Annotated in this window: 28 protein-coding genes and 1 tRNA gene; 13 read left to right on the top strand and 16 right to left on the bottom strand. The window is 31.3% G+C overall.

Annotated elements, in window-relative coordinates; genetic code table 11:
* Positions 1-63 precede the first annotated feature (63 nt).
* The 4 genes from GGR97_RS06605 to GGR97_RS06620 form a co-directional block, all read right to left on the bottom strand.
* Positions 64-2,853 carry a helix-turn-helix and ligand-binding sensor domain-containing protein gene (locus GGR97_RS06605; protein ID WP_167897733.1) on the bottom strand — a complete coding sequence of 930 codons (2,790 nt, stop codon included), beginning with the start codon at positions 2,851-2,853 and terminating at the stop codon, positions 64-66.
* A gap of 88 nt (positions 2,854-2,941) precedes the next feature.
* Entirely contained in the window at positions 2,942-3,322 is a 381-nt protein-coding gene (locus GGR97_RS06610) for a rhodanese-like domain-containing protein (RefSeq protein ID WP_245229463.1), read from the bottom strand.
* A gap of 3 nt (positions 3,323-3,325) precedes the next feature.
* Complete coding sequence (locus GGR97_RS06615) at positions 3,326-4,732, bottom strand: MBL fold metallo-hydrolase (RefSeq protein WP_167897734.1); 1,407 nt, start codon at positions 4,730-4,732, stop codon at positions 3,326-3,328.
* 61 nt (positions 4,733-4,793) lie between these two features.
* A complete protein-coding gene (locus GGR97_RS06620) occupies positions 4,794-6,521 on the bottom strand; it encodes a SulP family inorganic anion transporter (protein WP_167897735.1) in 1,728 nt (575 codons plus the stop codon).
* A 146-nt stretch (positions 6,522-6,667) separates the two neighbouring features.
* On the opposite strand from GGR97_RS06620, the gene serB reads away from it, so the two are divergent.
* A complete protein-coding gene (gene serB, locus GGR97_RS06625; RefSeq protein WP_167897736.1) occupies positions 6,668-7,897 on the top strand; it encodes a phosphoserine phosphatase SerB in 1,230 nt (409 codons plus the stop codon).
* Positions 7,898-7,951: 54 nt separating this feature from the next.
* Here the strand turns inward: serB and GGR97_RS06630 are convergent, their stop codons facing one another.
* Complete coding sequence (locus GGR97_RS06630; RefSeq protein ID WP_167897737.1) at positions 7,952-8,578, bottom strand: Crp/Fnr family transcriptional regulator; 627 nt, start codon at positions 8,576-8,578, stop codon at positions 7,952-7,954.
* Positions 8,579-8,771: 193 nt separating this feature from the next.
* Between GGR97_RS06630 and GGR97_RS06635 the strand changes: the two genes are divergently transcribed.
* From GGR97_RS06635 to GGR97_RS06650, 4 genes are all read left to right on the top strand, one after another.
* Positions 8,772-8,966, top strand: coding sequence for a hypothetical protein (locus GGR97_RS06635; protein ID WP_167897615.1), 195 nt, complete (start codon positions 8,772-8,774; stop codon positions 8,964-8,966).
* Positions 8,967-9,058: 92 nt separating this feature from the next.
* On the top strand, positions 9,059-9,220 hold the full coding sequence (locus GGR97_RS06640; protein ID WP_167897738.1) for a hypothetical protein: 162 nt from the start codon (positions 9,059-9,061) through the stop codon (positions 9,218-9,220).
* A gap of 64 nt (positions 9,221-9,284) precedes the next feature.
* Positions 9,285-9,461 (top strand): hypothetical protein, encoded by a 177-nt coding sequence (locus tag GGR97_RS06645; protein WP_167897739.1) that lies wholly within the window; start codon positions 9,285-9,287, stop codon positions 9,459-9,461.
* 240 nt (positions 9,462-9,701) lie between these two features.
* Entirely contained in the window at positions 9,702-12,782 is a 3,081-nt protein-coding gene (locus tag GGR97_RS06650; protein WP_167897740.1) for a VPS10 domain-containing protein, read from the top strand.
* Between the two features lie 96 nt (positions 12,783-12,878).
* On the opposite strand, the gene GGR97_RS06655 is transcribed toward GGR97_RS06650, so the two are convergent.
* Positions 12,879-14,402, bottom strand: coding sequence for a sulfatase family protein (locus tag GGR97_RS06655; RefSeq protein WP_167897741.1), 1,524 nt, complete (start codon positions 14,400-14,402; stop codon positions 12,879-12,881).
* A 37-nt stretch (positions 14,403-14,439) separates the two neighbouring features.
* Positions 14,440-14,652 carry a hypothetical protein gene (locus GGR97_RS06660; protein WP_167897742.1) on the bottom strand — a complete coding sequence of 71 codons (213 nt, stop codon included), beginning with the start codon at positions 14,650-14,652 and terminating at the stop codon, positions 14,440-14,442.
* A gap of 240 nt (positions 14,653-14,892) precedes the next feature.
* Between GGR97_RS06660 and GGR97_RS06665 the strand changes: the two genes are divergently transcribed.
* The 7 genes from GGR97_RS06665 (at position 14,893) to GGR97_RS06695 (ending at position 18,778) form a co-directional block, all read left to right on the top strand.
* Positions 14,893-14,975, top strand: a tRNA-Leu gene (locus GGR97_RS06665).
* A gap of 64 nt (positions 14,976-15,039) precedes the next feature.
* A complete protein-coding gene (locus GGR97_RS06670) occupies positions 15,040-15,435 on the top strand; it encodes a hypothetical protein (protein WP_167897743.1) in 396 nt (131 codons plus the stop codon).
* Between the two features lie 21 nt (positions 15,436-15,456).
* A complete protein-coding gene (tsaE, locus tag GGR97_RS06675) occupies positions 15,457-15,861 on the top strand; it encodes a tRNA (adenosine(37)-N6)-threonylcarbamoyltransferase complex ATPase subunit type 1 TsaE (RefSeq protein ID WP_167897744.1) in 405 nt (134 codons plus the stop codon).
* Between the two features lie 30 nt (positions 15,862-15,891).
* Complete coding sequence (locus GGR97_RS06680) at positions 15,892-17,091, top strand: alanine dehydrogenase (protein ID WP_167897745.1); 1,200 nt, start codon at positions 15,892-15,894, stop codon at positions 17,089-17,091.
* 63 nt (positions 17,092-17,154) lie between these two features.
* On the top strand, positions 17,155-17,592 hold the full coding sequence (locus tag GGR97_RS06685; RefSeq protein WP_167897746.1) for a hypothetical protein: 438 nt from the start codon (positions 17,155-17,157) through the stop codon (positions 17,590-17,592).
* Positions 17,585-18,463, top strand: coding sequence for an aldose 1-epimerase family protein (locus GGR97_RS06690; protein ID WP_167897747.1), 879 nt, complete (start codon positions 17,585-17,587; stop codon positions 18,461-18,463). The genes GGR97_RS06685 and GGR97_RS06690 overlap by 8 nt, the downstream gene beginning before the upstream one ends.
* Positions 18,464-18,466: 3 nt before the next feature.
* Complete coding sequence (locus GGR97_RS06695) at positions 18,467-18,778, top strand: hypothetical protein (protein WP_167897748.1); 312 nt, start codon at positions 18,467-18,469, stop codon at positions 18,776-18,778.
* Here GGR97_RS06695 and GGR97_RS06700 read toward each other — a convergent pair.
* The 5 genes from GGR97_RS06700 to GGR97_RS06720 are packed head-to-tail and all read right to left on the bottom strand — an operon-like array spanning position 18,771 to position 22,045.
* A complete protein-coding gene (locus GGR97_RS06700) occupies positions 18,771-19,430 on the bottom strand; it encodes an SCO family protein (protein WP_167897749.1) in 660 nt (219 codons plus the stop codon). The genes GGR97_RS06695 and GGR97_RS06700 overlap by 8 nt on opposite strands.
* Positions 19,411-19,980, bottom strand: a complete 570-nt coding sequence (locus GGR97_RS06705; RefSeq protein ID WP_167897750.1) for a toxin-antitoxin system YwqK family antitoxin — start codon at positions 19,978-19,980, stop codon at positions 19,411-19,413. The genes GGR97_RS06700 and GGR97_RS06705 overlap by 20 nt, the downstream gene beginning before the upstream one ends.
* A gap of 11 nt (positions 19,981-19,991) precedes the next feature.
* Positions 19,992-20,834 (bottom strand): YHYH protein, encoded by an 843-nt coding sequence (locus tag GGR97_RS06710; protein WP_245229464.1) that lies wholly within the window; start codon positions 20,832-20,834, stop codon positions 19,992-19,994.
* A 57-nt stretch (positions 20,835-20,891) separates the two neighbouring features.
* Positions 20,892-21,566: a TrmH family RNA methyltransferase gene (locus GGR97_RS06715; protein ID WP_167897751.1), complete on the bottom strand. Its 675-nt coding sequence runs from the start codon at positions 21,564-21,566 to the stop codon at positions 20,892-20,894.
* A 5-nt stretch (positions 21,567-21,571) separates the two neighbouring features.
* Positions 21,572-22,045, bottom strand: a complete 474-nt coding sequence (locus GGR97_RS06720) for a DUF6495 family protein (RefSeq protein WP_167897752.1) — start codon at positions 22,043-22,045, stop codon at positions 21,572-21,574.
* A 318-nt stretch (positions 22,046-22,363) separates the two neighbouring features.
* Here GGR97_RS06720 and GGR97_RS06725 point away from each other — a divergent pair, with 318 nt between their 5' ends.
* Positions 22,364-23,158: a transglutaminase-like domain-containing protein gene (locus GGR97_RS06725; RefSeq protein ID WP_167897753.1), complete on the top strand. Its 795-nt coding sequence runs from the start codon at positions 22,364-22,366 to the stop codon at positions 23,156-23,158.
* A gap of 69 nt (positions 23,159-23,227) precedes the next feature.
* Here the strand turns inward: GGR97_RS06725 and rplI are convergent, their stop codons facing one another.
* From rplI to GGR97_RS06745, 4 genes are all read right to left on the bottom strand, one after another.
* Positions 23,228-23,674 carry a 50S ribosomal protein L9 gene (gene rplI / locus GGR97_RS06730; protein WP_167897754.1) on the bottom strand — a complete coding sequence of 149 codons (447 nt, stop codon included), beginning with the start codon at positions 23,672-23,674 and terminating at the stop codon, positions 23,228-23,230.
* A 13-nt stretch (positions 23,675-23,687) separates the two neighbouring features.
* Entirely contained in the window at positions 23,688-23,984 is a 297-nt protein-coding gene (rpsR, locus tag GGR97_RS06735) for a 30S ribosomal protein S18 (protein WP_167897755.1), read from the bottom strand.
* Between the two features lie 2 nt (positions 23,985-23,986).
* Entirely contained in the window at positions 23,987-24,325 is a 339-nt protein-coding gene (rpsF, locus tag GGR97_RS06740) for a 30S ribosomal protein S6 (protein ID WP_167897756.1), read from the bottom strand.
* An 88-nt stretch (positions 24,326-24,413) separates the two neighbouring features.
* On the bottom strand, positions 24,414-25,877 hold the full coding sequence (locus GGR97_RS06745) for an oligosaccharide flippase family protein (protein ID WP_167897757.1): 1,464 nt from the start codon (positions 25,875-25,877) through the stop codon (positions 24,414-24,416).
* Positions 25,878-25,896: the final 19 nt, after the last annotated feature.

The following is a 25,896-nucleotide window of genomic DNA, read 5'->3' on the forward strand; positions in this document are numbered from 1 at the left end:
AGAACCACCACGTTTTGAAGCTTCAAAACGTAGTGATTTTTTAATTTATTACTTAAAACACCCTTATATATTTAAAATATAATCTGTTAAATTTTGTTCATTAGACAAATTCATTTTTTTCCTTAATCTATACCTCTTTACCTCAATACTCTTTGGGGAAATATTTAATAAAGGAGCAATTTCTTTAGATGATAGATTTAATCTTAAATAAGCACACAATCTTAAATCGTTAGATGTTAATGCAGGATGCATTGTTTTTGTTTTCTTGATAAAATCTTTATCGGCATTATTAAAAGCTTCCTCAAACAACTTCCAATCATCAACATTATTTAAACTCTTATCTATAATATTTACTACGTTGTTAATGTTTTTCTGTTCTCCTTTTAACAATTCATCTTTTATAGTATTTAACAATTCGTTCTTTTTAATAATATTCATGGTAGAACTGGCCAATTCCTTACTTTTTAAATCAACATCTTCTTCTAGTTTTTGATTTTCTAAAAGTGTTAATCTTTTTTCATTTTCTAATTTGTGAAGTTCTATTTCTCTTTGTTTTCTTGCCAATAATCTTTTTTTCTGTTTGTTATAACTTCTTTTATACATAATGTGCATAAAAGCAGAAAATAACACAATTATAACAACGTATAGAAAAAGCATAGGAGTAGCTATATACCACGGTTGTTTAATTTTAAATCTATAAGTTTCTACATTACTTGTTAATACTCCATCTACTCTTGCTCTAATGGAAAGCTTATAGTTACCAAAAGGAATATTTTTTAATAGAATATTACTATCATCAGACCAAGGACTCCAAAAATTACTTAAACCTTCTAACTTGTATTGATATTTTACTTGTGTATAATTATTAAAAACGGGAACACTACAAGCAAACTCAAAATTATTGTCTTTGTTTTCAAATTTTAGTTCCTCATTTAAATTTACATTAACAGATTGATGGTTAAACGATGAGTTCTTAATTTGATTAATTTGAACTCTATATTGTTTTTTCTTATCTAGTTTATTGGTGTTTAGAATAATATATCCGTTTGAATTCCCTAGTAAATAGGTGTTATCAGACAAAAAACTAATGTTTTCAAAACCAGTAGCTCCTTTTCTTAATTTTAAAGGGATAGAAATCCTTGTAATAATAGGTTTAGTGCTTAACCCACCTTGTTCTATGCAAATAATTTCTTTTTTAGAAAAGCCCCACAATTTATCATTAGGAATGGTGTTTACCAAAACTCCAGAAATATAGCTTCTGTTAGACCACAAACTTGATAAAACACTATCTTTTACAAAAACATCTTTATTAGTATTGTACTTATACACTCCTTTTTTATATGAGTACAAAATATGATTTTTGTATTTTAACAAGTCTGAGTGTAATCCTTTAGAAATATGACTAATAATAGAGATATTGGAAACCTGAGTTAATGCTTTATCTACAGTTAATTTATATACCCCCTTGTATTCGTGGTTTACAAAAATGGTATGATCATTTAAAAATTCAAAAGATCTACTTGAAATATTAAATCCCTTAATTTTATTTTTTAATATCCATTGATTATTTATTTTATGGAATACATATAATCCTGAATAATTACCTTGTATAAATGTATTGGCAGATAATGACTCTATTTTCCAAGTTCCATTAATATCACTTATTAAGTTAGCTTTAGTACCTTCTACAACATAAGTTCCTGAATTATGACCACAAAAAAGTTCATTTCCAATTATTTTTAATTCCCAAACTTGCCCTCCAGTATTGGCTAGCATTTTAAAATCATCATTAGAATTATATGGTTTACTAAACAATCCTTGATTGGTTCCTAAATAAATTCTATCCTTATAAACTACCGATGTGTATACTGTTCCTATAATTCCGTTTAAGTCTTTGTATACTTTAAAAGGAGTATTAATATCAATTACATTAATACCATCATCTAAACCTAGCCAAATATTATTCTCACTATCTTCAAACAAACTTAATACGGTATTATTCCCTAAACCTTTTTTCTGGTTCATACTAAATGTAATCCCCTCTTTTTGATTGACAACAATTACTCCGTTTGAAATAGTTCCTAAAACTAAATTCCCGTTTCTTAACTTGTAACTACTATAAATAGTATAGGGTTTAATTTGCTTATTAACATTTCCTCCCCATTGTTTTAACTGTTTGTTTTTTAAAATGTAAATTCCATTATGATCTGTAATACAAACCAAGTTATTCTCTACTTTATGTAATCCAACAATAATGTTTTTTAGAATTATTTTATCGTTAGAAACCAATACAGGTTTTCCTTTTTCTAGTTTAAAAACACCTTTGTTTAATTCTTGATAATACAGTACACCATCTACCAAGTACATATGTAATATTTCCGTGGCAGATTCAATTAACTTGTACGTTCCTGTTTGTAAGTTATACAAGTATATTCTTTGCAATGATTGAAAAAGAACCCATCCTTCTACTTCTTCTATTTTCCAAAATTGCTCATCTTCTAACAATTCAATTTCATCAGATAAAGAAGTATAAATTAGTCTTCCTTTTAAATCTCTTTCCCAATATCCAAAACCATTGTAAAAACCACCATAAATCTTATCTCCAATAACATTAACAGATCTTAAAATAGTTTCGTTAGGAGTAGGGTACAACCTCCATGCAGCTCCATCAAACTCTAAAAGACCTTTATTATTTGCTACATAAACATGTTTATTTTTTCCTTGCGCAAAAGACCAATTCTGATTTTCTGCATTGTAATCTTTGGCAGTATAAATACTAATAGGTGGTAATTCTTGTGAAAAAACAGTAGTTATAAAAAGTAAAAAAAAATAAATGGGGCTAAAAACGCGCATATTTTTGGTTGTTTTATGTAAAAACAAGTTAAAAAAAAAAGAGCAACATACCGTAGCTCTTTTTCTTTTTAATAATTATTTGGAACGTCTATTTATTCCACTCCAAATAACCTCCTTTTAAATCGTAAATATGTGTATATCCGTTTTTGATCATTTGATTTAAAGCTTTTAAACTTCTTTTACCAGAACGACAATAAATATACGTTGGCCTATTTTTATCTAAAGTCTCTATTTGTTGTTTAAAATTACTTTGCGATAAGACATCCATATTTATAGCTTTTGGAATATGACCTGATTTGTATTCATTAGCTGTTCTAACATCTATTAACTGAATTTTACCTTCTGAAATAGCTTGTTTAAATTCAGCCACAGACAATCTATAGTTCTTAAGTTTTTGAGCCGTTACTTTTTGCATAACTACCCAACCAACTAAAACAACTGTAATTGCTACATATACTATTGTTTTCATAGTTTATAACGTTGACGGACAAACATAGTCCGTTGTTTTTAACTTAGATTCTTTAATTTTAGCAAATCCTCCTATAACATCTACAAAATTATGAATCCCTCTACTTTTAAGAATAGAAGCTGCAATTACACTTCTATACCCTCCTCCACAGTGGATGTAAAAATTACTTGTTGATGGAAATTTATCTAAATGATTATTTAAATCATCCAAAGGAGTATTTTTGGCTATAACCATTCTTTCAGATAAAAACTCACTATTTTTTCTTACATCAAAAACAGGTGTAGCTTCTGTAATAATAGTTTCTAAAGCATCTGCTGTAATTTGTCTAACCACATCGTATTCTCTACCCGATTTTACCCAAGCATCAAAACCTCCTTTTAAATATCCTAAAGTATTATCAAAACCTACACGAGACAAACGTGTAATAGTTTCCTCTTCTCTACCTTCTGGAATTACCAAAACAATAGGTTGTTTAACATCACCAATTAATGCTCCTACCCAAGGTGCAAAACTACCATCAATACCAATAAATATAGATTGAGGAATATGTCCTTTGGCAAAATCGTCTTGAGATCTAACATCTAATACCAAGGCACCTGCTTCATTTGCTAAATGCTCTAATTCATCTGCACTTAACTCATGCGTTCCATGTGCAATAACCTCAGCAATATCTTCATACCCCTCTTTATTCATTTTAACGTTTAAAGGAAAATATTGAGGTGGTGGCAACAAACCATCAGTTACTTCTTTTACAAATTCAGCTTTGGTCATATCTGCTCTTAAAGCATAATTATTCTCTTTTTGATCTCCTAAAGTTCCTTTGGTTTCTTTACTTAAATTTTTACCACAAGCAGAACCTGCTCCATGGCCAGGATAAATAATTAAATCGTTAGAAAGAGGCATTATTTTAGTTCGTAAACTATCGTATAAAATAGCGGCTAAATCATCTTGAGTCATATCCGCAGCTTTTTGAGCCAAATCGGGTCTACCAACATCTCCTAAGAACAAAGTATCTCCCGTAAACAAAGCATAATCAGCCCCATTTTCATCTCTTAATAAATATGTGGTAGATTCCATTGTATGCCCTGGTGTGTGTATAGCCACAATGGTAATTTTACCTAATTTAAATTTTTGATTATCTTTTGCAATAATGGCATCAAAAGTAGGATTGGCATTAGGTCCATATACAATAGGTGCTCCTGTTTTTTTAGACAAGGTAACATGACCACTCACAAAATCTGCATGAAAATGTGTTTCTAAAATATATTTTATAGTAGCCTTATTTTTAGATGCCATTTCTATATAAGGTTGCACCTCTCTTAATGGATCTATAATAGCTACCTCTCCTTCACTTTCTATATAATAAGCTCCTTGAGCCAAACATCCTGTATAAATTTGTTCTATTTTCATTTCTTTATTTTTTATTCTATTCAAAATTAAAGCTATTTTAACTTCTCTACAGTAACAATGGTTACACTCTACGAACCGTTTGCTGACAAATTTTATTCTGTAAATCGTCTTTACAAATAATGCCATCAAAACAATCTACAGCCTCATAAGTTCTTACAAACAAGTTTTCTTTTCCTAACTCTTTTATCATTCCATTATTAAACAATACATCTCTTGTAGGACCAATGGCACCCGTAATAAAAAACTTTATCTGTTGTTCTTTTAGACTTTGTATGTATTTAATTAACATGGCATTTGCACTACTATCTATATAACTAATAGATTCTGCATTTAAAATAACAGCTTTTAAAGTTTCCTTTTTTTGAGTAACCAATCCTTCTAGTGTTTTCTTAAAAAAATCTTTATTTCCAAAAAATAACTGGGCATCAAAACGAATAATTAACAAATCGTCTCTGTGTTTTACTTGCTCATGAAATCTCTCTACATTTTTAAAATAATTGCTTCCTTCTATTCTTGCCAACACTGCAATATGAGGTTGTGATGTTCTGTAAATCATCAACACCAAAGAAGCCATAATTCCTACCAATATTCCCTGAGTAATTCCTATAAATAAAGTGATGATGAATGTAGTAATTAACAAGAAAAATTCATCTCTATTTTGATTCCATAATTGAACAGGCAATTTAAAATCGATTAAATTATATACGGCCACCATAATCATAGATGCCAATACTGCACTAGGTAAATAATAAAACAACGGCGTTAAAAACAATAAGGTTAAGCCAATAACAATGGTACTTACTATACTTGAAATTCCTGTATGTGCACCTGCTTGATTGTTTACAGCTGTTCTAGAAAATCCTCCTGTGGTTGGATAAGATTGAAAAAAAGATCCTACAATGTTAGATGTTCCCAAAGCCACCAATTCTTGATTGGCATCTACTTTATAATTATCTTCATTTTCTTCTAAAGATTTAGATACAGAAATAGCCTCCATATAAGCCACCAAAGCTAAGGTTAACGCCAAAGGTGTTAATTTAGACAAAGGAATATTATTAAAATCTGGAACTTTTAAAGAAGGCAATCCTTTAGGGATATCTCCTACAATTTTTACTCCCAAATCCTGTAAATTAAATAGATAAACTACTAGTGTTCCTAAAAGCACCACTACCAAAGCCGATGGAATTTTGGGTACATATTTCTTTAAAAGCACAATAGTTACAATTCCTAAAAAGCTAATTAACAAGGTAACTAAATGTGTTTCTGTAATGTGTGTAAAAACTTGTTCTATTAAGAAGTGTAACTTAGAGTTTCCTTGAATGGAGATTCCTAAAAAGTGTTTTAACTGACTTAATCCTATAACAATAGCAGCTGCAGATGTAAATCCACTAATAACGGGTTTTGATAAAAAATTAACCAAAAACCCCAATCGTAGAATTCCCAATAACAATTGAAAAAGCCCCATAAATAAAGACAAGAATATTGCCATGGCAATATAATTATCTAAGCCCGTAATGCTTAAAGCTCCTAAACTGGCTGCTACCAATAGAGAGTCCATAGCTACAGGTCCTACAGACAATTGTCTGGAAGTTCCCATAACAGCATACACTACTTGTGGCATTAATGCAGCATATAGTCCAAAAACTGGAGGTAAACCTGCTATCATGGCATAAGCCATACCTTGCGGAATTAATAAAATTCCAACGGTAATACCTGCCATAACATCTCCATACAGAAATGCTTTTTTATAGGTGGGTATCCAGCTTAAAATGGGAAAGTATTGTTTCATAAAATTAAATAAGTAGAAGCACAAAGCTAAGTGTAAGATAGCCCTTATACAGTAACAAAAGTTACACTAAAAAATTATGTAGATTACTTTGTATATATCAGCTAGATTGGGCATTTTTACACTTTTAAAACAAACACTACTTCAACATGGCAAAGGCACAAAAAGAAGTCATCTTATTAAAAGTTTCAGGTCAAGACAAACCTGGTGTAACCTCAGGGTTAACAGGAGTTCTAGCTCAATACAAAGCAAATATTTTAGATATTGGTCAAGCCGATATTCACGATACGCTATCCTTAGGAATGTTGTTTGAAGTTCCTGCAGGAAACGATTCTGCTCCTGTTTTAAAAGACTTGCTATTTAAAGCTTACGAACTTGACATTAAAGTTAAGTTTATTCCTATTTCTATTGAAGATTACGAAAACTGGGTAGATGCTCAAGGAAAACCTCGTTATATTGTTACTCTTTTAGGAGAAACTTTAGCTGCAGCACAAGTATCGGCAGTTACAAAAGTAATGGCCGAAGAAAACTTAAACATTGATTCTATCAAACGTTTAACAGGTCGTACTTCTTTAATTAAAGAAAATGAGCAACCTCGTTCTTGTATTCAACTATCCGTTAGAGGAGAAGTAAATAATAAAGAAGCCATGACTGCTAAATTCATGGAAATTTCTAGAACCTTAAATGTAGATTTATCTTTTCAAGAAGATAATATTTATCGTAGAAACAGACGTTTGGTTTGTTTTGATATGGATTCTACTTTAATTCAGGCAGAAGTAATTGATAAATTGGCTGAATTGGCTGGTGTGGGTAAAGAAGTATCTGCTATTACAGAATCTGCAATGCGTGGTGAAATTGATTTTAACACCAGTTTTAAGAAACGTATGGCAATGTTAGAAGGATTAAGCGAAGATGTTTTACGCGAAGTTGCTGTAAACTTACCTATTACTAAAGGAGCGCACAGACTGTTTAAAGCTTTAAAATACTACGGATTTAAAACAGCTATTTTATCTGGAGGTTTTACTTATTTTGCTGAGTATTTACAAAAAGAATTAGGTATTGATTATGTACACGCAAATCAATTAGAAATAAAAGACGGTGCTTTAACTGGTGGGTATTTAGGTGATATTGTTGATGGAAACAAAAAAGCAGAATTTTTAAAAGCTATTGCGAAAAAAGAAGGAATTCACTTAAACCAAACGATTGCTGTAGGTGATGGTGCTAACGATTTACCAATGTTAAACTTAGCTGGTTTAGGAATTGCTTTTCATGCAAAACCTAAAGTAAAAGAAAGTGCAGAAAGTTCTATTTCTAGTTTAGGATTAGATGGTGTTTTGTACTTACTAGGATACCACGATAGACATATTGATTTATTATAAAAAAACACATAACTAAAAAAAGACCGTTTAAATTACTTTAAACGGTCTTTTTTATTACAATAATTCTAAAGAGTTTCTGTTTAAAACTAATACTTTGTTAGTTTCTAATTTTTTTAACAATCTACTTATCACCACTCTTGATGTATGCAGTTCATACGCTATTTCTTGATGTGTGCTTTTAATTAACTTAGTTCCTGTTACCGCAACTTTGTCTTTTAAATACTTTAACAATCGCTCATCCATTTTTTTAAAAGCAATGTTATCTACGGTTTCTAACAACTCCATTAATCTATTGTGATAACTATCTAACACAAAATTTCTCCACGATTTGTAAGTTCCTATCCATTCGTCCATTTTATCAATAGGAATCATGACCAATTTGGTATCTAGCTCGGCAACCGCTTTAATTTCACTCTTCTTATTTCCAGTACAACAACTCATCGTCATTGCACAAGTATCTCCTTTTTCTAAGAAATACAGTAGTAATTCATCACCATCATCATCTTCTCTTAAAATTTTAATAGCTCCATCTATTAACAATGGCATCGATTTAATGTATTGACCAATATTCATAATAGTAGTACCTGCAGGAACTTCTTTAATAGTTCCTACTCTACTAATTTCTTCTAACAACTCTTTTTCAAAAATGTAACTATAATGTAATTCTAACTCTGTTAACATAGGCTGTTTTTAATTCGCACTTAAAAATACTTAATTATATGCTAGCACCACAAAACTGTTGCAAAAACATAGAAAAGATATTTACACCCGTGATAAAAAGATGAAACTAACCTGTTAAAACACAGCTTGGTTACTGTCAGTGTTTTATAGCTTTACTACATGAAATATTACTAACATTTAAACATTCAAAATTATGAAGTATTTAAACAAGAACATCGAAGAAATTGGAAAAAGAGCTAATGAAAAATCATTAGTAAATCGTTCAACATCATGTGGTATATTTCAAAATCATGATTACAACAGTCCTGCTGTTAAAAACTCTCTTTTAAGCAGCAGACCTAATACATCTAATGAAAAAGAAAACTCTTTGAATCATCTTTTTATGTAAGCTTACTGCTTGCATAAAAAGTTATTCAATACACTTTCTAAAAACGAAAACAACTACAAGTAATTATTAACAATATTTAAAACATTTGAACTATGAAATTTTTAAACAAAAATGTGGAAGCATTAACCAAAAGCGTAAGTAGTACGTCTTTAGTTAACCGTTCTAAAACTGATAGTATTTTTAAAATAGCTACTTATAATATTTTTTTAGTAAAAGAATCCGGACAAGGACCACGTAGTTTATCTTATCAATAAAAACTAAGAAGACATCTTTTATTGTAAGTTTGCATTGTAAATATGGACCTATTTAAAAAAAATTATGAAATATTTAAGTAAAGATATAGAAGCGTTGTCTAAACTACAAAGTAACAAATCTTTGGTAAGAGCAACTACATCGTGCGGTATTTTTCAAGACACTGATTATACAGAAGATACGGGTAAACTTTACCATCAACAAAAAATAGAAAATATAAAACCTGCAAAAAAGAGTCGCTAAGTTAGCGACTCTTTTGGCCTTTAAAGACTTTATACACAAAACACTCTCTTTAGTAAGTATCTTTATACTTTAACAGATAAACTGAACAAAACTAGACAAAAACAGTATTCTATTAAACATCTGTTTTATTATTTAAGATTAACGACTCCCTACCTCAGCCACATTCCTCTCTATATTTGATAATTGAGTTTCTAAGCATAACAACTCTTGTTTAAGAAGCTATTAAAATTCATCAACTATATGAGATTTCTAAAATTACATTTCTTAGCAGTATTAGCTGCAACTCCTTTTCTTGCCAATGCACAAGAAACTTCTACCTCTTTTTTTAATAGATTAAATTCAGAACGAGTAGTTTCTGAAAAATCTATTATTTGGAAACAAGTAGGACCTGGTAATGCTGGTTTTGCAAATTTACTTCGTTATCACCCCACCATTCCTGGTCTTGTGGTAGAATGTCCAGATATGTGGAATATTTATCAATCTAGCGATAATGGGAAACAATGGGAAAGTATTAAAGATTATGATGGAAATGGTGATTTTTACCACATACGTGATTTATACTACTCTCCTAGTGATGCTAATTTTGGATTGGCTTTGGAATCTTCTAGATTATGGAAAACAAATGATTTAGGTAAAACATGGATTAACGTTCCTAACTGCCCTTGGTATACAAAAGATGCTAACGGATTAGACAAAGACGGATGGAGAAAAAAAGTGGCTTCTCTTGCCATAGATCCAAACAATAAAAATACATGGTTTGTAGGTGGTGGTTCCAACGTTAGAGGTCAAGAATGGCTTTCTTGCTACAAAGAAATTACAGCAGCACAACCACACGGATTAACAGCTGCTAACGAAGGTAAATTATGGAGAACTACCAACGGAGGAAACAGCTGGTCTTTGGTTAACTCTGGAATAAATGCAAAAGCGCAAGTAGGTAGAATTATAGTGAACCCTAAAAATTCTCAACAAGTATTTGCTTCGTCAAACTATGGTTTGTATCGTTCAGAAAATGGAGGAACTACTTGGACCAACATTTCTTCAGGTCAATTAGATAATGAAATTGTAATGGATATGGATTTCTACTACAACAAAACAACCAATAAATTTACGCTTTATGTAATAGATCAGGTACAATATATTGCTGATGGAACTTCTACAAAATGTACAGGAGGTATTTTTAAATCTACAGACAACGGAACTACTTGGACTAATATTACTGGAGATTTAGGCTTAGACATCAATCAACTAACCGGAGGAACATCTGCTAGCTATTATAAATATATTGCTAATTGGTTTGGAATTTCTGTTGCCCAAGCAAAATCAACTTACCCAACCTTACCCACAAAGGCTTTGCAATGTTTTAACATGATTAGTACCGACCCTAGTAGAGAAGGTGCTTTGTATATTGGATTTGCAGACCCACAAATAGCAAACTCTATAGTTCCTGGTCGTTTATGGACTACAAATAATGATGGAGAAAAATGGATTAACACCGCTAGATTGTACGAACATGTTTGGACTGCTGATAAAGATTATTGGATTTCTAGAGGAAACCCATATCACGAAAACATGGTCGTAGGACACGAATCTCCTCATATGCAATCTGGAAATAATTATGCCTTACGATCTATGCGTGGTTTAGATGTAGGTGTTGATGGTAGTGTGATGATTATTTCTGACCACAGTACCATGTTAAGTACAGACCACGGAGTTTCTTGGCAACAAGTTGACGAAGATTATACTGCAGATGGAAATATTATTGGACATGGAAACAGTAATTTACCGGCCTTGCACATTGCACAAGATCAGCGTTACAAAACTGCTATTTTAGGTTCTGGAGAACATAGAGTTTGGATTCCAACCAACGATAGCCCTGACGATAGACAAGCTTTAAAGTTTATAGAAAGTGCACAAGAAACCGTTATTACTATGGCTTTTGATCCTTATGATGCCAAAACTATTTACGGAACATCTAGCAGACAAGCTAAAAAACAAAACATTTTTAGAAGTACCGATGGTGGATTAACATGGACTAACCATGGAGTTGCAACACCTGCTACAAATGCTTGGGGTGATGATTTTTACACCAACGCATTAACCATTGATCCTATTGATAATAGATACTTATATTTTGGAATTACAGATATTAAAACAGCATCTAAACAAGACATGGGTGGGTTTTATTTTTCTGATGATTTTGGAAAAACATTTACAACTAGAAATAATGGTTTACCAACCCCTGTAAGAATTGAAGATATTGCTTTTGATCCAAGAGATGATTCAAGACAGTCTTTATTTGTAGCTGCCGAAAAAAATGCTTTTAATCAAAACCTTCCTCTTGCCAATGGAGGTTTATATCACTCTAATGATAGAGGAGAAAATTGGACTAAAATAAACACACCTTCTGCTATACATGGAGTTAATAGAATTGTGATAGACCACACTAACAGAATGTACATTTCTACAGGATATAGACAAAACGGAAGTGGAGTTTGGTATACCGATGATTTTGGAGAAAACTGGACACAAGTATTTAAATATGCCGGAGCAGAACATATAGATGTTTCTCCTTACGATCATAATTTACTTTTAGTAACCACCGAACATTTAGCACTAAACCCTGGAGTATTTTATAGTAAAGACAGAGGAATAACTTGGGAGAAAGACAACACAAACATTGCATCTCCAAATCATATAGAAGACATTCGTTTTGATTTAAAAAATCCTACTGAAGTTTGGCTAGCTACCTTAGGTAGTGGTTTTTACAAAGGTAAAATTGAAAATGGTGATAAAATAAAAGTCGTAGATGTTTCTCCTAATGTTATTGAATATACTGTTGGAACCTCTACACAACTTACTGCTCAAATAATTCAGAATGAATTTTCTAATGAAACTATTACATGGAAATCAGACAATCCTTCTATTGCTACAGTAAATCAAAATGGATTGGTTACTCCATTAAAAAAAGGAAATGTAAAAATATGGGCTACTTGTGCTAATAGTAGATATAGTGATTATGCGACTATTGTAGTAAAAGAAGAACCTAATTTATCGGTTCCTAAAGAAGTTAGTAACTCTTCTAAATTTAATATTAGTCCAAACCCATTTACTAACAAAATTAACCTACAACTACCTAAAAGTAATGAAGAGTTTTTAAATGTTAAAATTTACTCTACATTAGGACATTTATTACATAGTCAAACACATTCAATTGCAAATAACCAAGTAGCAATTAACATTCCTAATCTACATAAAGGAATGTATGTAGTTTCTTGTCAGAATTCCAGCTTAAATGCAGCTAGTAAAATATTCAAAAATTAATACTTGCTAAAAAAATCATAAAAAAAAGAGCCACTAATACTAGTGGCTCTTTTTTTTTATGATTTTTATAAAGTTTCTAAAAAGAAACTGTCAGAGTTATTTATCACTCATCCAGTTTAATTGAGCCCATCTTTTAGCTCCATCATTTTTTTGCTTTGCTCCTACAGTACTTCTTCCATTCAAAACAATTTGAGCAAGTTCATCTCTATACTGTTCTAACAACTCTGGTTCTTTGTCTTGAAGGTTGTTTACTTCACCAATATCATTCTTTAGGTTGTACAATTGAAACTTAGGTAACTCTTTAGCTTCTTTAGAATTAAATCTAGGAAAACTCCATCCTCCAGAACCAGGACAAAAAGCTGCTTTCCATTCATTTTTACGATATGCAAACGATCCGTTAATAGAATGATGTACAATACTTTTTCTAACAGCAGCTTTACTTTTTATGTTTAATGCCGACAGAAAACTAAAACTATCTTCTGCTTCATTATCCTTAAGATCTACTCCTAAAGCATCGGTAACCGTTGCAAAAAAATCAGTAGTACATAACAATTGATCTGATATTCCTTCTTTTACTTTAGATGGCCAACGAACAATAAAAGGAACTCTGTGTCCTCCTTCAAAAATATCGGCTTTATGTCCTCTGTACACATAACTTGGATTATGATTTTTTGTTGCTAATTGTTTAAAATCTGCTTTAGGAGAACAACCATTATCACTTGTAAAAACTACCAATGTATTGTCTGCTATTCCCTGATCTTCCAAAGCCTTCATTACCTGTCCTACCACTGAATCTACCATTAACACAAAATCTCCATAAGGATTGTTTAAACCACTTTTCCCTTTAAATTCTGGTGTTGGTAATATAGGTGTATGAGGTGCAGGTAAAGGCATGTACAAAAAGAAAGGCTTCTTGTTATGTGCATTTTTAGCGATGTATTCTACAGTTTTAGCAGTTACTTTAGGCAATACTTGTTCATGATCAAAATCATCAGACGTAAGTCCTTTTCTCCACATAGCTTGTCCTGTATTTTGTGTAAATTTATTTGGAACCATAGTAGGTTGGTCATTTTCTACCCAAACGTATGGAGCCATATCTAAAGAGCCATTAAATCCAAACCAATAATCAAAACCTAATGTTGTAGGTCCATTCTTTATTTTTTTTGAATAATCTACTTTAGAGAACCCTTCATCTACATTAGCCCAATCCCATCCTAAATGCCATTTACCAATAGCTGCTGTTTTGTAACCGTTAGATTTTAATACACCAGCAATAGTTGCTCTATCTTGTGGAATTAAAGCTTTACTAAATCCTTGTATTACCCCTGATTTTAATTTTGATCGCCAATTGTAGCGACCTGTTAAAATACCATATCGGGTTGGAGTACAAACAGAACTACTTGTATGGGCATCTGTAAACAAAACTCCTTCCGATGCTAGCTTGTCTATATGTAAGGTTTTAATTTTTGAATTTTTATTATAACTAGAAACATCTCCATACCCTAAATCATCTGCTAGAATGAAAATAATATTTGGGGATTTTTTACTATTTTTCTGCCCTACAGAACTAAAGGCTACAAGCACTATAGATAATGTAAATAGATTTTTTAATAGATTCATTATTGTTGATTTATATATTATTATTTTTACTCTTTTATCATTGTTCATATAACTCATCATCTCTAAAAACCTTTAGTACATAATTTTTCTGCTTTGTTTTATCCTTGACTCTTCCTGATAAAATAACTTTTGCAGTGTTGCTAGCATCTCTAGCATACAATAGATAATCTTCTGGAGCTTTAGTAAATGTGATCTCTTGAGAAAATAAGCTCATCGATAAAAAGAAAAACAATAATTGAAAGTACTTCATAATTTAAATTGATGTTAGAACAAACTAATCTATCACGAATTAACAAAATAGAAGACCCGTAAACTTGCTCTAATCCACCAAAGCTTAACTCATAATCTTCATATTCAAATACTAAATCAATAAGAATAGGCTATCATTTTATCTACCCTTACTATAACCATAAGTATCATAAACTTTATGAGCTTTAAAAAGTAATAGAATATTCAATTAATTTAAAGATATTTGCAACCATTACTTAAAGCACCTATGGCGGAATTGGTAGACGTGCTACCTTGAGGGGGTAGTGTCCTATGGACGTGCTGGTTCGAATCCAGTTAGGTGCACTTACTAAATAAGTGTATGTATTAATTTTTTGAAATAGTTTCTTTAAATCTAAAATTTTTATTTATGAAAAAAATTATTTTATCTATCGTCTTATTAACTCTAGTAGCTTGTTCTAAAAAAAACAACACTCCTATTATTCTAATTAAAACAATTACCGTTGTTAACCTTAAAGACAACATTATTGAAAAGAGAATAGATACATTAAAAGACACTTCATTTAACATCAGTTTACATCCAGGAGAAAAAAAGCTAGAATTTATAGCTCGAAAAGAACTTCCAAAAACAGCAATTGATAAAAAATTTGATATAGCTTACGCTTATATTGTTGATGAAAACGGGGAAAACATAAAATTTAAAAGTAATACAGATTTTAAAAATTTTATGAATAATAGCGGATATCAATTAACCCACCAAAAATCATATATATATCATATGAATTATACTTTTAATAAAAAATAATTTTATTACAGGATTTACAAAATGGAAATAACTTATTCGCTAAAAGACTTATCTGCAGTAGCTAGTGCCATACTAAAAAACACTAAAAGTAAAACCTTGTTGTTTTATGCTACTATGGGAACTGGTAAAACCACGTTAATAAAGGAGTTGGCCAATCAATTAGGATGTAGCATTAGCTCATCACCTACTTTTGCTTTGGTTAATGAGTATGAAACCGATCAAAATGAAATTTTATATCATTTTGATTTTTACCGTGTAGAAGATGAAAATGAAGCCTATGACATAGGGATTGAAGAGTACCTGTATAATAACCAATGGGCTTTTATAGAATGGCCAGAGAATGTAGAAAATTTACTACCTTTAGATGCACAGGTGATAACGATTAAGACCAATGCTGACGACAGCAGAACCATTTGTCTTAAATAAACAATACTCACTTGCTTACAATACTTGATTATGGGGAAACGTATGTCTGCATTTGGTAAAATAGAATTTCATGTTCAAGAAGAACGCTTGGCAATTACTCCTAAAAAAGGAGATTTATTTATAGGAATTCCTAAAGAAACTTGTCACGAAGAAAAAAGAGTTTGCTTAACTCCAGATGCTGTAGCAGCTATGACACTACAAGGACATCAAATTATCTTAGAAACAGGTGCCGGATTAGCTTCTAATTTTACAGACAAAGAATATGCGGATTCTGGGGCTAAAATTTGTTATAGTACCAAAGAAGTTTTTAAATGTAACTTAATTTTAAAAGTATCTCCCCCTTCTCTAGAAGAAATAGATCACATGATTCCGCAAAGCTTCTTAGTATCTTCTCTTCAATTAAAAACACAATCCAAAGAATATTTTAAAGCATTAGCAAACAAGCGCATTACAGCTATTGCTTTTGATTATATACAAGATGAACAAGATAGTTATCCTGTTGTAAAATCGTTAAGCGAAATTGCAGGAACGGCTTCTATTTTAATTGCATCCGAATTAATGAATGCAGAAAATGGAGGTTCTGGTAGATTGTTAGGAAACATAAGTGGTGTACCTCCTTGCGAAGTAGTTATTTTAGGTGCAGGTACCGTTGGTTTATTTGCTGCCAAATCTGCCAAAGCTTTAGGAGCAAGCGTAAAAGTTTTTGATAATTCCATTACCAAGCTAAGACAACTACAACAAGATTTAAACATTCCTGTATACACCTCAACCATACATCATAAAGCATTAGAAAAAGCTTTAATGAGAGCAGATGTTGTTATTGCCGCTATTAAAGGAAAAACAAGAGCTCCTATTATTGTGTCCGAAGACATGGTCTCTATTATGAAAGAAGGTGCTGTGGTAATTGATGTAAGTATTGATAGAGGTGGTTGTTTTGAAACTTCTGAACTAACAACACATAGTCAACCTACTTTTGTAAAATATGGTGTTGTACATTATTGTGTACCCAACATTCCATCTAGATACGCAAAAACAGCTACCATTTCTATTAGTAACATCATCACTCCTTACCTTTTAACAGTTGGTGATGAAGGTGGTTTTGAAGCGGCTGTAAAATATGATAGAATCATTAGAAGTGGAATGTATATGTACAAAGGTATTGTTACTAAAAAAGCGGTAGGAGATTGGTTTAACATTCCTTATACCGATATTAATTTATTAATTATTTAGTTCCAAAAACCCTTATCCAATCCGTTTGACTTCTTTACTTTTGACGTTATAAACTCACAAGAAATGATAAAAGACTTATTAAGTAAAATTGATGCTGAATTGTTAAAAAGATTTGGTTATTACTTAGGAGGATTAGCCTTAGGTGTTATTGCATTAACCTACATAAATAAACAAAAAGGAACCACTTTTGATTATGGTTTTAACGCTAGAGTTTTAAAACAAATTCGCCTAAAAGACACTTTAAAAATATCAGAACAAGCAAAGCTTGTTTTAAATCAATATCACTTAGATTCTACAGATATACAATACGTTTTATTAAAAGGAGATTGGAATAGAGATAAAAGTCATGTACACCGAAAACCATGTCCAGATTATTGGATTGATGCTACCATTGGTAAAAAAATAAACAACAAGGTGGTAACTCACAATTTTGCTTTTATTTTTGAACGTTGTGAATATGTTGCTACTATAAAAGACGTTAAAGTAACTTCTAATGACTAATACATATCAATTAGAAAATCAATTTTTAAAAGCTACGTTTAAAGCTGAGGGAGCTGAATTAATCAGTCTTGTTAAAGATTCTACTGAATATATTTGGAATGGGGATTCTGCTTTTTGGAACAGACACACTCCTGTATTATTTCCTTTTGTGGGTTCAGAAATTAACAATACTTATTTTTATAAAAAAACAGCCTATACAATTGGACAACATGGTTTTGCTAGAGATCAAAAATTTACGATTGTAGAGCATAGTAAAAACAAAATTACGTTTCAACTAAAACCAAATAAAGCTAGCCTAAAAATATATCCTTTTGATTTTATTTTAGAACTTTCTTACATTTTAACAGGCAAGCATCTAACCACAGCTTACAGTGTAAAAAATCCATCTACAACAGAAGATCTTTATTTTTCTATTGGAGGCCACCCAGCTTTTAAATGTCCTTTTAAAGAACATCACAAAAGAGAAGAATATAGTATTCTGTTTGACAATCAGGCTACTCCAAAAGCCCAAGCCCTAAACAATGGACTAAGAACAAATGAGAACTATGTTGTTTTTAAAGAAAAAGGATGTTTAGAACTTACCAAAAATGTTTTTTATAAAGATGCTATCATTTTTAATCCTAATCCTTTTTCTAAAGCATCGTTTATACACAATCCTACAGGAACTACATACATGAGTATAACCTTTAAAGACTTTCCTTATTTAGGCATTTGGTCTAAAAACAAAGAAGCTCCTTTTGTTTGTATTGAACCTTGGTACGGTATTGCAGATCATGAAAACCACAATCAAGAACTTACTCAAAAAGAAGGGATTCTAAAACTAAGTGGTTTAGCTACGTTTAATTGTGAGTATGTAATTTCAATTCCTTAGTACATGACTAAATTACTCTTCATTTTTATTTTTTGCATTGCAACTGCCGTTACTATTATGATGGTTCAAAACAAAAATAAATCTAGTATAAAAAATAATGGTGCTGAAACTGTGGGAACTGTTACAGACATTATGTATAGAGGAAAAATACCATTTTGTAAATTTTCTTATCAAGTTGATGGTGTTACCTATTCCAAAAGACAATTCGTTCAAAAACACTTAATTTCTAAAATAGCAAACAAAAAATTTATAGTTACCTATGAGGTTGGCAATCCTAAAAACGTAATTATCCAATTTAAAAGAGAAGCTAATTAACCTCTGCCTTTAATGTTTTAATATCTGCTATCAATTGTTTTACCGCTGTTTTATTTAATCCGTTATAAATTCCTCGGAGATGTTTGTTTTTATCTACCAAAACAAAATTTTCGGTATGTAAAAAATCATCTAAGCTTTGCTCGTAGCCTAAATCTTCTTCTATAAAATAAGATTGTCTACCCAAATTATAAATTTGTTTTTTATCTCCTGTTGCCAAATGCCATTTTCCAGAAATCACTTCATTTACATTTGCATAGTGATTTAATACAGATACAGAATCTATAGAAGGAGTTACAGAGTGTGATAGCAATAAAACTTCAGAATCTTTTGCAAATGCTTGCTGAACCAATTTCATGTTAGTTGTCATTTTAGGACAAATTCCCGGACAAGTGGTAAAGAAAAAATCGACCACATAAACTTTATTCTCAAAAGTCTTATCTGTTATCTTTTCTCCTTCTTGATTTATTAAACTAAAAGCTGATACTTTATGAAACTCCGATAATTCCTTGTCTGATAAATTCCAATGAGGAGTAAAAGAAGCATCATTATAATAAGGCAACTTACTAACTCTACTTCCATTGTCTTTTTTGGGTTGGCACGCAACAATACTTACTAACACCAGTATGATTAATTTATTTTTTAACTTTCTCATTTTCTACTTTATAACACATATTAGAACCTTTTAATCCAAATATTCTACCATTAACGGCCTGATAATTTGCATATAGCTTTCCTGTTTTTCGCCAAGCTTTTTGCATTCCATTTTCTTGACCATAATAGAGTTTTCTCTCTTTTTGTTTTTCTCCTGTAGGATACCAAACAGTTTCTTGTCCGTGCACCACTCCTTTAAAATAAGTGGTTTCTCTTTGTAATTGACCATTCTTATACCAAACCTTAGTAGCTCCTTGCTTACGTCCTTTTACATAAAATGTTTCATAATTTAAGACTCTATTACTGTACCAACGCTTAGCTTTTCCGTCTTTTAAACCATCAACATAACTACATGTCATTTTTAAAGTTGTACCATCCAACAAATACTGTTCTGTAGTTCCTGTAAACAAAACTCCATTATAAGTCATTAATCCATTCTTAGAATTTCTTTCTAATACATCGTAATCAACCTTTAGTCTAGGAGCTTCTGCTTTTTTCTTATGACAAGAAAAAAGCAGAAATAGGAACCCTAAAATTGTAAAAACTCTCATGTCTTTTTATTTTAAAAAGGTGGAGGTCCCATTTCACCAGGTCCTGTTCCAGCACCACTTCCAGAAATAGCATTGGGTGTTCCTTGATAATCTCCTGTAAAGTTTACATAATACTTATTGTAAATAGTACTATTCCCTATATGATAGTGATACTCCGCTTCTGTACTATATTCCGTAACAGTAGTATGTCCATTAGAATCGTCTAAATCTGTTGGGTAGGTTCCTGTTGATGAACATTTTCTTCCATAAAGAAAAAATCCATCTGCAATTATTCCTACCAAATGATCATCATCACTAGAAATAGAGGTAGGCTCAAAATGATAATGGTAACTAGTAGGACCTGTATGTGCTCCGTTATAATCCAATCCAGAAGCTACGTTTTCTGTAATTTGTACATTTCCTGCTTCATTCTGATTGTAAATAACACCACCACTTGTAGCAATACCAATAGCACCTAAAGAAGTTGCCGTAGTAGATGTTGCTTTTACAGGATTGGTAGAAACTTGTAATTCGTAAGTATCTTCAAAATCATCAATATATCCTGGAGACATTTGAGCTTCTGTAGCAACAGTAGCCTCTACATATAATTCGTGAGTTGGAGACCAGTAAGGTGAAGTGTGATTTGGCAAACCATCAGTTTCAATAGAAACTAAATTATCGCCAACCAGTACAATGCTAATATCTGATGCAAATTCTGCAAAAGCTGCATGTAAGGTTCCTGTATACGAAGTGCCGGTATTTGTACCATCAGTTTCTTCATCCTCCGTTGTTGACGACATCATATCATCATCCTCACTACAGGATACAGACAACACCAATATACTGATGCATAAAAACTTAAATAAATGGGTCATAATTGTAATGTTTATTGGTTATATATACTATAACAACAACAAACAAAAACACCCTACCTATTTTTCTAAATCTTTATAATATCTTTCTTTAATTTGTTTTACAGAACCTATAGATTTTTCTAACCAACTTACATAGGTTTCTTCTTTTTCTTGATCTGAAAACTGCCAATCTATATCTGATTTATGTAATCTATCTGTAGTGTTTTGCAAAGTAATGGCTGCTGCTACAGATACATTTAAACTTTCTGTAAAACCATACATTGGAATTTTTAAATAGCCATCTGCTTTGCTCATAATTAAATCAGAAGCTCCCGCTCCCTCAACTCCAAATACAAAAGCAGATTTTTTAGTAATATCAAAATCTGACACAAAAGAAGAATCTTCATGTGGAGTGGTTACTATAATTTGATATCCTTTTGCTTTTAAAGCATCTACACAATCTTGTGTGTTATTTTCTCTAGCTTTAAATCGATGAAAATCTACCCACTTTTGAGCTCCCTTTCCTACTCCGTTAGAAATATAAGCACTGTATTTATTTTCTATGGTATAAATATCTTGCACTCCAAAAACATCGCAACTTCTTACCACAGCACTCCAATTGTGTTTTTGGTACAAATCCTCTAACACAACCGTAAAATGTCTGGTTCTATTCTCTAAAACTTTTCTAAACAAAGTTTTGCGCTCTTCTGTAACAAACTCTTCTAAGTAAGCAACTAATTTTTCATCTATCATAACTCTTAGTTTACAAACTTTTCAAAGTTTAAATACAAAGTTCCTTCTTTATTAATACTTGCTCCTTTTAAAATCAAATCAAAAATTTCTAAATTTCGTTCTTTGTCGTATTTTTTAGCTCCTTTAAAAAATTCAAACTTTTTACTTTTAGGATCATTTAGCAATAACTGAATTCCTTCTTGTGAACTTAAATCGATAGTATCATCATTAGTTTTAATCATTATTCGTTGAATAACTCCATCTATACAATGAAATAAATTAATGCTAGATTTTGAAAAATGCTCTATGTATTTTGCTTTTGTCAACACATCTTCCCACACCAAATCACTAAAAATATTAATCTCCTCATCGGCCACTTCGGGTTTGTTTGCCTTTATATCATTCCATTCTTTTACATCTATTTGTTGCGATGCCAAAAAAGTAGCAAACTCTTCGTGTAATTCTTCTAATTGTTCTTTGGTAAGTTGAATGTATTTCATTTTTATGCTAAATATCTTATATAAACTATAGAGCTAATAAGCTCTAATTCTTGAATTTGATTGCAAAAATAAGAAAATAGGAACAAAGCGAACGACTTAGTTTGGTCTATTAGACCGTCCTTCCTAAATATGTATTAAACATTTGCCAAAATTTGATTCTTTTTTTAAGATATCTATTTTTAAAAGTCTGTTTGTTATCATATTGACTATTCTACTATAAATTAAAGATTCCTCTAATTATTTAACGTATTAATTACCTCAAATAGAATACATTAGTACTATAGAATTTCATCAATCTTATATTTTAAATTAGTCACTATGCATTTACTTATAAGTTGTTATTTACGTTTTGAAATTATCAACCCCACTCCTTTTATTCTAATGTTAAGACCCCGTAGTGGTACACAACAATGGGTAGAAAGGGAAGAATACAAAGTATTACCTAGCACTCCTGTTTTTGAATTTACGGATAATTACGGAAATCTTTGTCAGCGTTTAATTGCCAAACCTGGAATATTTTCTATTGCCACATCTGCAGATGTTATTATTTCAAACACTATTGATGAAGCTTTTGGAGCTCACTTTGTTGAAATTCAAAACTTACCCGATACTGTACTTTGTTATTTACTACCTAGTAGATATTGTGAGTCTGATTTTTTTAACGATATGGCTACCCAAATAACACAAGGGCAATTACTAGGATACAATCAGGTATACGCTATAAAAGAATGGTTGTTGACAAATATTAACTACGTTCCTGGTAGTAATAACGAACCTTTATCTGCCATACAAGTAAACAACAGACAATTTGGTGTTTGTAGAGATTTGGCACATTTAGGAATTGCTTTGTGTAGAAGTTTAAGCATTCCTGCAAGAATTGTTGTGGGATATTTACATAATTTAAATCCGATGGATATGCATGCTTGGTTTGAAGCCTATGTAGGAGATAGATGGTATACTTTTGATGCCACACAAACAAACTCTCCAGGTGGTTACGTAGCCTTAGGCTATGGTAGAGATGCTGCCGATGTAGCTGTCTTTAATCAATTTGGATTATCTGTTCATCCTATAGAACAACAAGTCTCGGTAGATTTTATTCCCAACGAACTTTAAAAATAAATAGACACAAAAAAAGCTCACTAGTAATAGTGAGCTTTTTATATAATTTAATTATAGTGAGAATTACTCTCCAATAATTTCAAATTCTAAATCAACAGTTACAGTTCTGTGTAAACGAATTGCAGCGTTGTATTTACCTGTACGCTTGATAACTCCACCAGCGATTTTGATAAATTTTCTTTCGATAGAATGTCCTGCTTTGTTTAAAGCTTCAGCAACATCAACGTTAGAAATAGAACCAAATAATTTAGTTCCTTGACCTACTTTAGAAGTCAATTTAATCTCTAATCCTTTGATAGCTTCAGCAGTAGCATTTGCTTCTTCTACGATCTTAGCTTCTTTATAAGCACGTTGCTTTAAAGTTTCAGCTAATACTTTTTTAGCAGACTCAGTTGCTAAAACAGCTTTTCTTGTAGGAATTAAAAAGTTACGTCCGTAACCACTCTTCACCTCTACGATATCGTCTGCGAACCCTAAGTTCTCAACGTCTTGTTTTAATATTACTTGCATGATTGTCTACTTATTATTTTAATAAATCACCAACATATGGCATTAATGCCAAGTGACGAGCTCTCTTGATAGCTTGTGCCACTTTACGTTGATATTTTAAAGAAGTTCCTGTTAAACGTCTTGGTAAAATTTTACCTTGCTCGTTTACTAAGTACATTAAGAAATCTGCATCTTTATAATCGATGTATTTGATTCCTTTTTTCTTAAATCTACAGTATTTAGCTTCTTTCTTAGTTTCAATGTCTAACGGAGTTAAGTATCTAACATCTCCTTTAGCACCACCTTTTGCTTGTTGATCGATATTTGCCATAATTACTTCGCAGATTTTAAGTTAGACTTTCTTTTGTCAGCCCATGCTGCAGCGTGCTTATCTAACTTTACAGTTAAATAACGCATAACGCTATCGTCACGTCTAAACTCTAATTCGAAAGGAGCAACTAATTCACCAGCAGCTTTAAATTCGAACAAGTGGTAAAATCCACTTTTTTTCTTTTCAATTGTGTAAGCTAATTTTTTTAGCCCCCAATCTTCCTTATGTAACATTTCGGCACCTTTAGAAACCAAATAGTCCTCGAACTTTTGTACTGTTTCCTTTACCTGAGTATCAGATAAAACGGGATTCAAAATGAAAACAGTTTCGTAATGATTCATAATGATTGTTTTTAATTAAATTTAAATCGGGTGCAAATATACTGATTATATATCCATTACCAAAATGCTAAGCCTAAAAATAAACAGTTTACTTTTTAAGTAAACTCGTACCCTTTTGATAAAGACCCGATAAATCTGTAGATAAATTTAATTTTACAACCACAAAGACATAAGCTATCGTTAATATTACCGATTCTATTAACATATTTACAATAGGATGAAAAGGTAATTTTACCCAAATTCCAACTGCTGTAAAAATAGCTATTAGTACCAAAGCCCACCATGTTTTAACGGTTGTAGGTTGAATTTTAAATTTAGACTTTACATACAGCAACTTTAAAGTATTAAAAATTAACACCACTATTAAAGTAGCCAAAGCCGCTCCATTTATTCCAATTTTATCTATCAAAATAGTATTGAACACTACCACCATAAAAGCCATAGCCAATCCATAAGGCAATAAAATTTTATAATGTTTTGAATTGGATATAATAGCACCATTGTTTCCTAAAAACATATGATACAATTTGGCTACGGAAATCATTAAAACCACCCATACTCCTCCTGTATAATCTCTTGGCAATAATTGATATAAAGAAGATATGTTTGAATTGACTAATACAAATATAAATCCTGAAGCTATAATTAAATTGATAGATGTTTTTTGATACAAATCTAAAACCTCATCGTCTTTTCCTTCGTTGATAGCTTTTGCCGTTAAGGGTTGTACAATTTGACTCATGGCTCTACCCGGAATTTCTATCACCGATCCTATATAAACAGCCACCGCATAAAAAGCAACTTGTTCTAATACTTCTTTTTGCGGAATCATAAACTTGTCTATGTCTAATAAAATTGTAGCAGCAGATCCTGCTAAAATTATATACAAACTGTATTTTATAACTTCTTTAAAATTATTAGGTAACTGAAAAGAGAATTTAGGACGGTATTGTTGAAATGCAAACAACATCATTAATAAGGTTTGCAAAAAATAAGCAGCTACCATACAAAGCACAAACTGATGACTATTGATAAGTTTAAAATAAACAGCAATCAACAATAGGGTGGCCATTATTCTAACAAACAACTCTTTTAATATATTTCCAAATACCGATTTTAAATGAACTCTTGCCCAAGCATAAAAAATTTCAAAATAAGCATTGGCAATGGCTACCAAAAAAATAAGATAGGTATAGTCTTTTACCAACGGATTCTTTTCAGACAATAACGTAGAAATATATTCGTAACACAAAACCGCTACAAAGCCTAAAGGAACAATTACTAAAAGGGGTTGCCACAAAGCCAAACTTAAAAACTTGTCTTTATTTTCTTTATCGGTGTAAGCAGAAAAAAACTTAACAATGCTAAAATTTACTCCTAACGCTATTAAAGGTTTTAGAATAAATGCTGTAGATAGTACAAAAGTGATTAAACCATAATAAGAAGCATCTAAAAAGTACACATATAAAAACAGGGTATTTATAGCTCCCACCAAAATAGCTACCAATAAGGTAACGGTATTTTTATACGACTCTTTTAAAACAATTCCCATATGTTGGTTGTTGGTTGTT

This window comes from Wenyingzhuangia aestuarii (assembly GCF_011927765.1).
In the GTDB taxonomy this organism is placed as follows: Bacteria; Bacteroidota; Bacteroidia; order Flavobacteriales; family Flavobacteriaceae; genus Wenyingzhuangia; species Wenyingzhuangia aestuarii.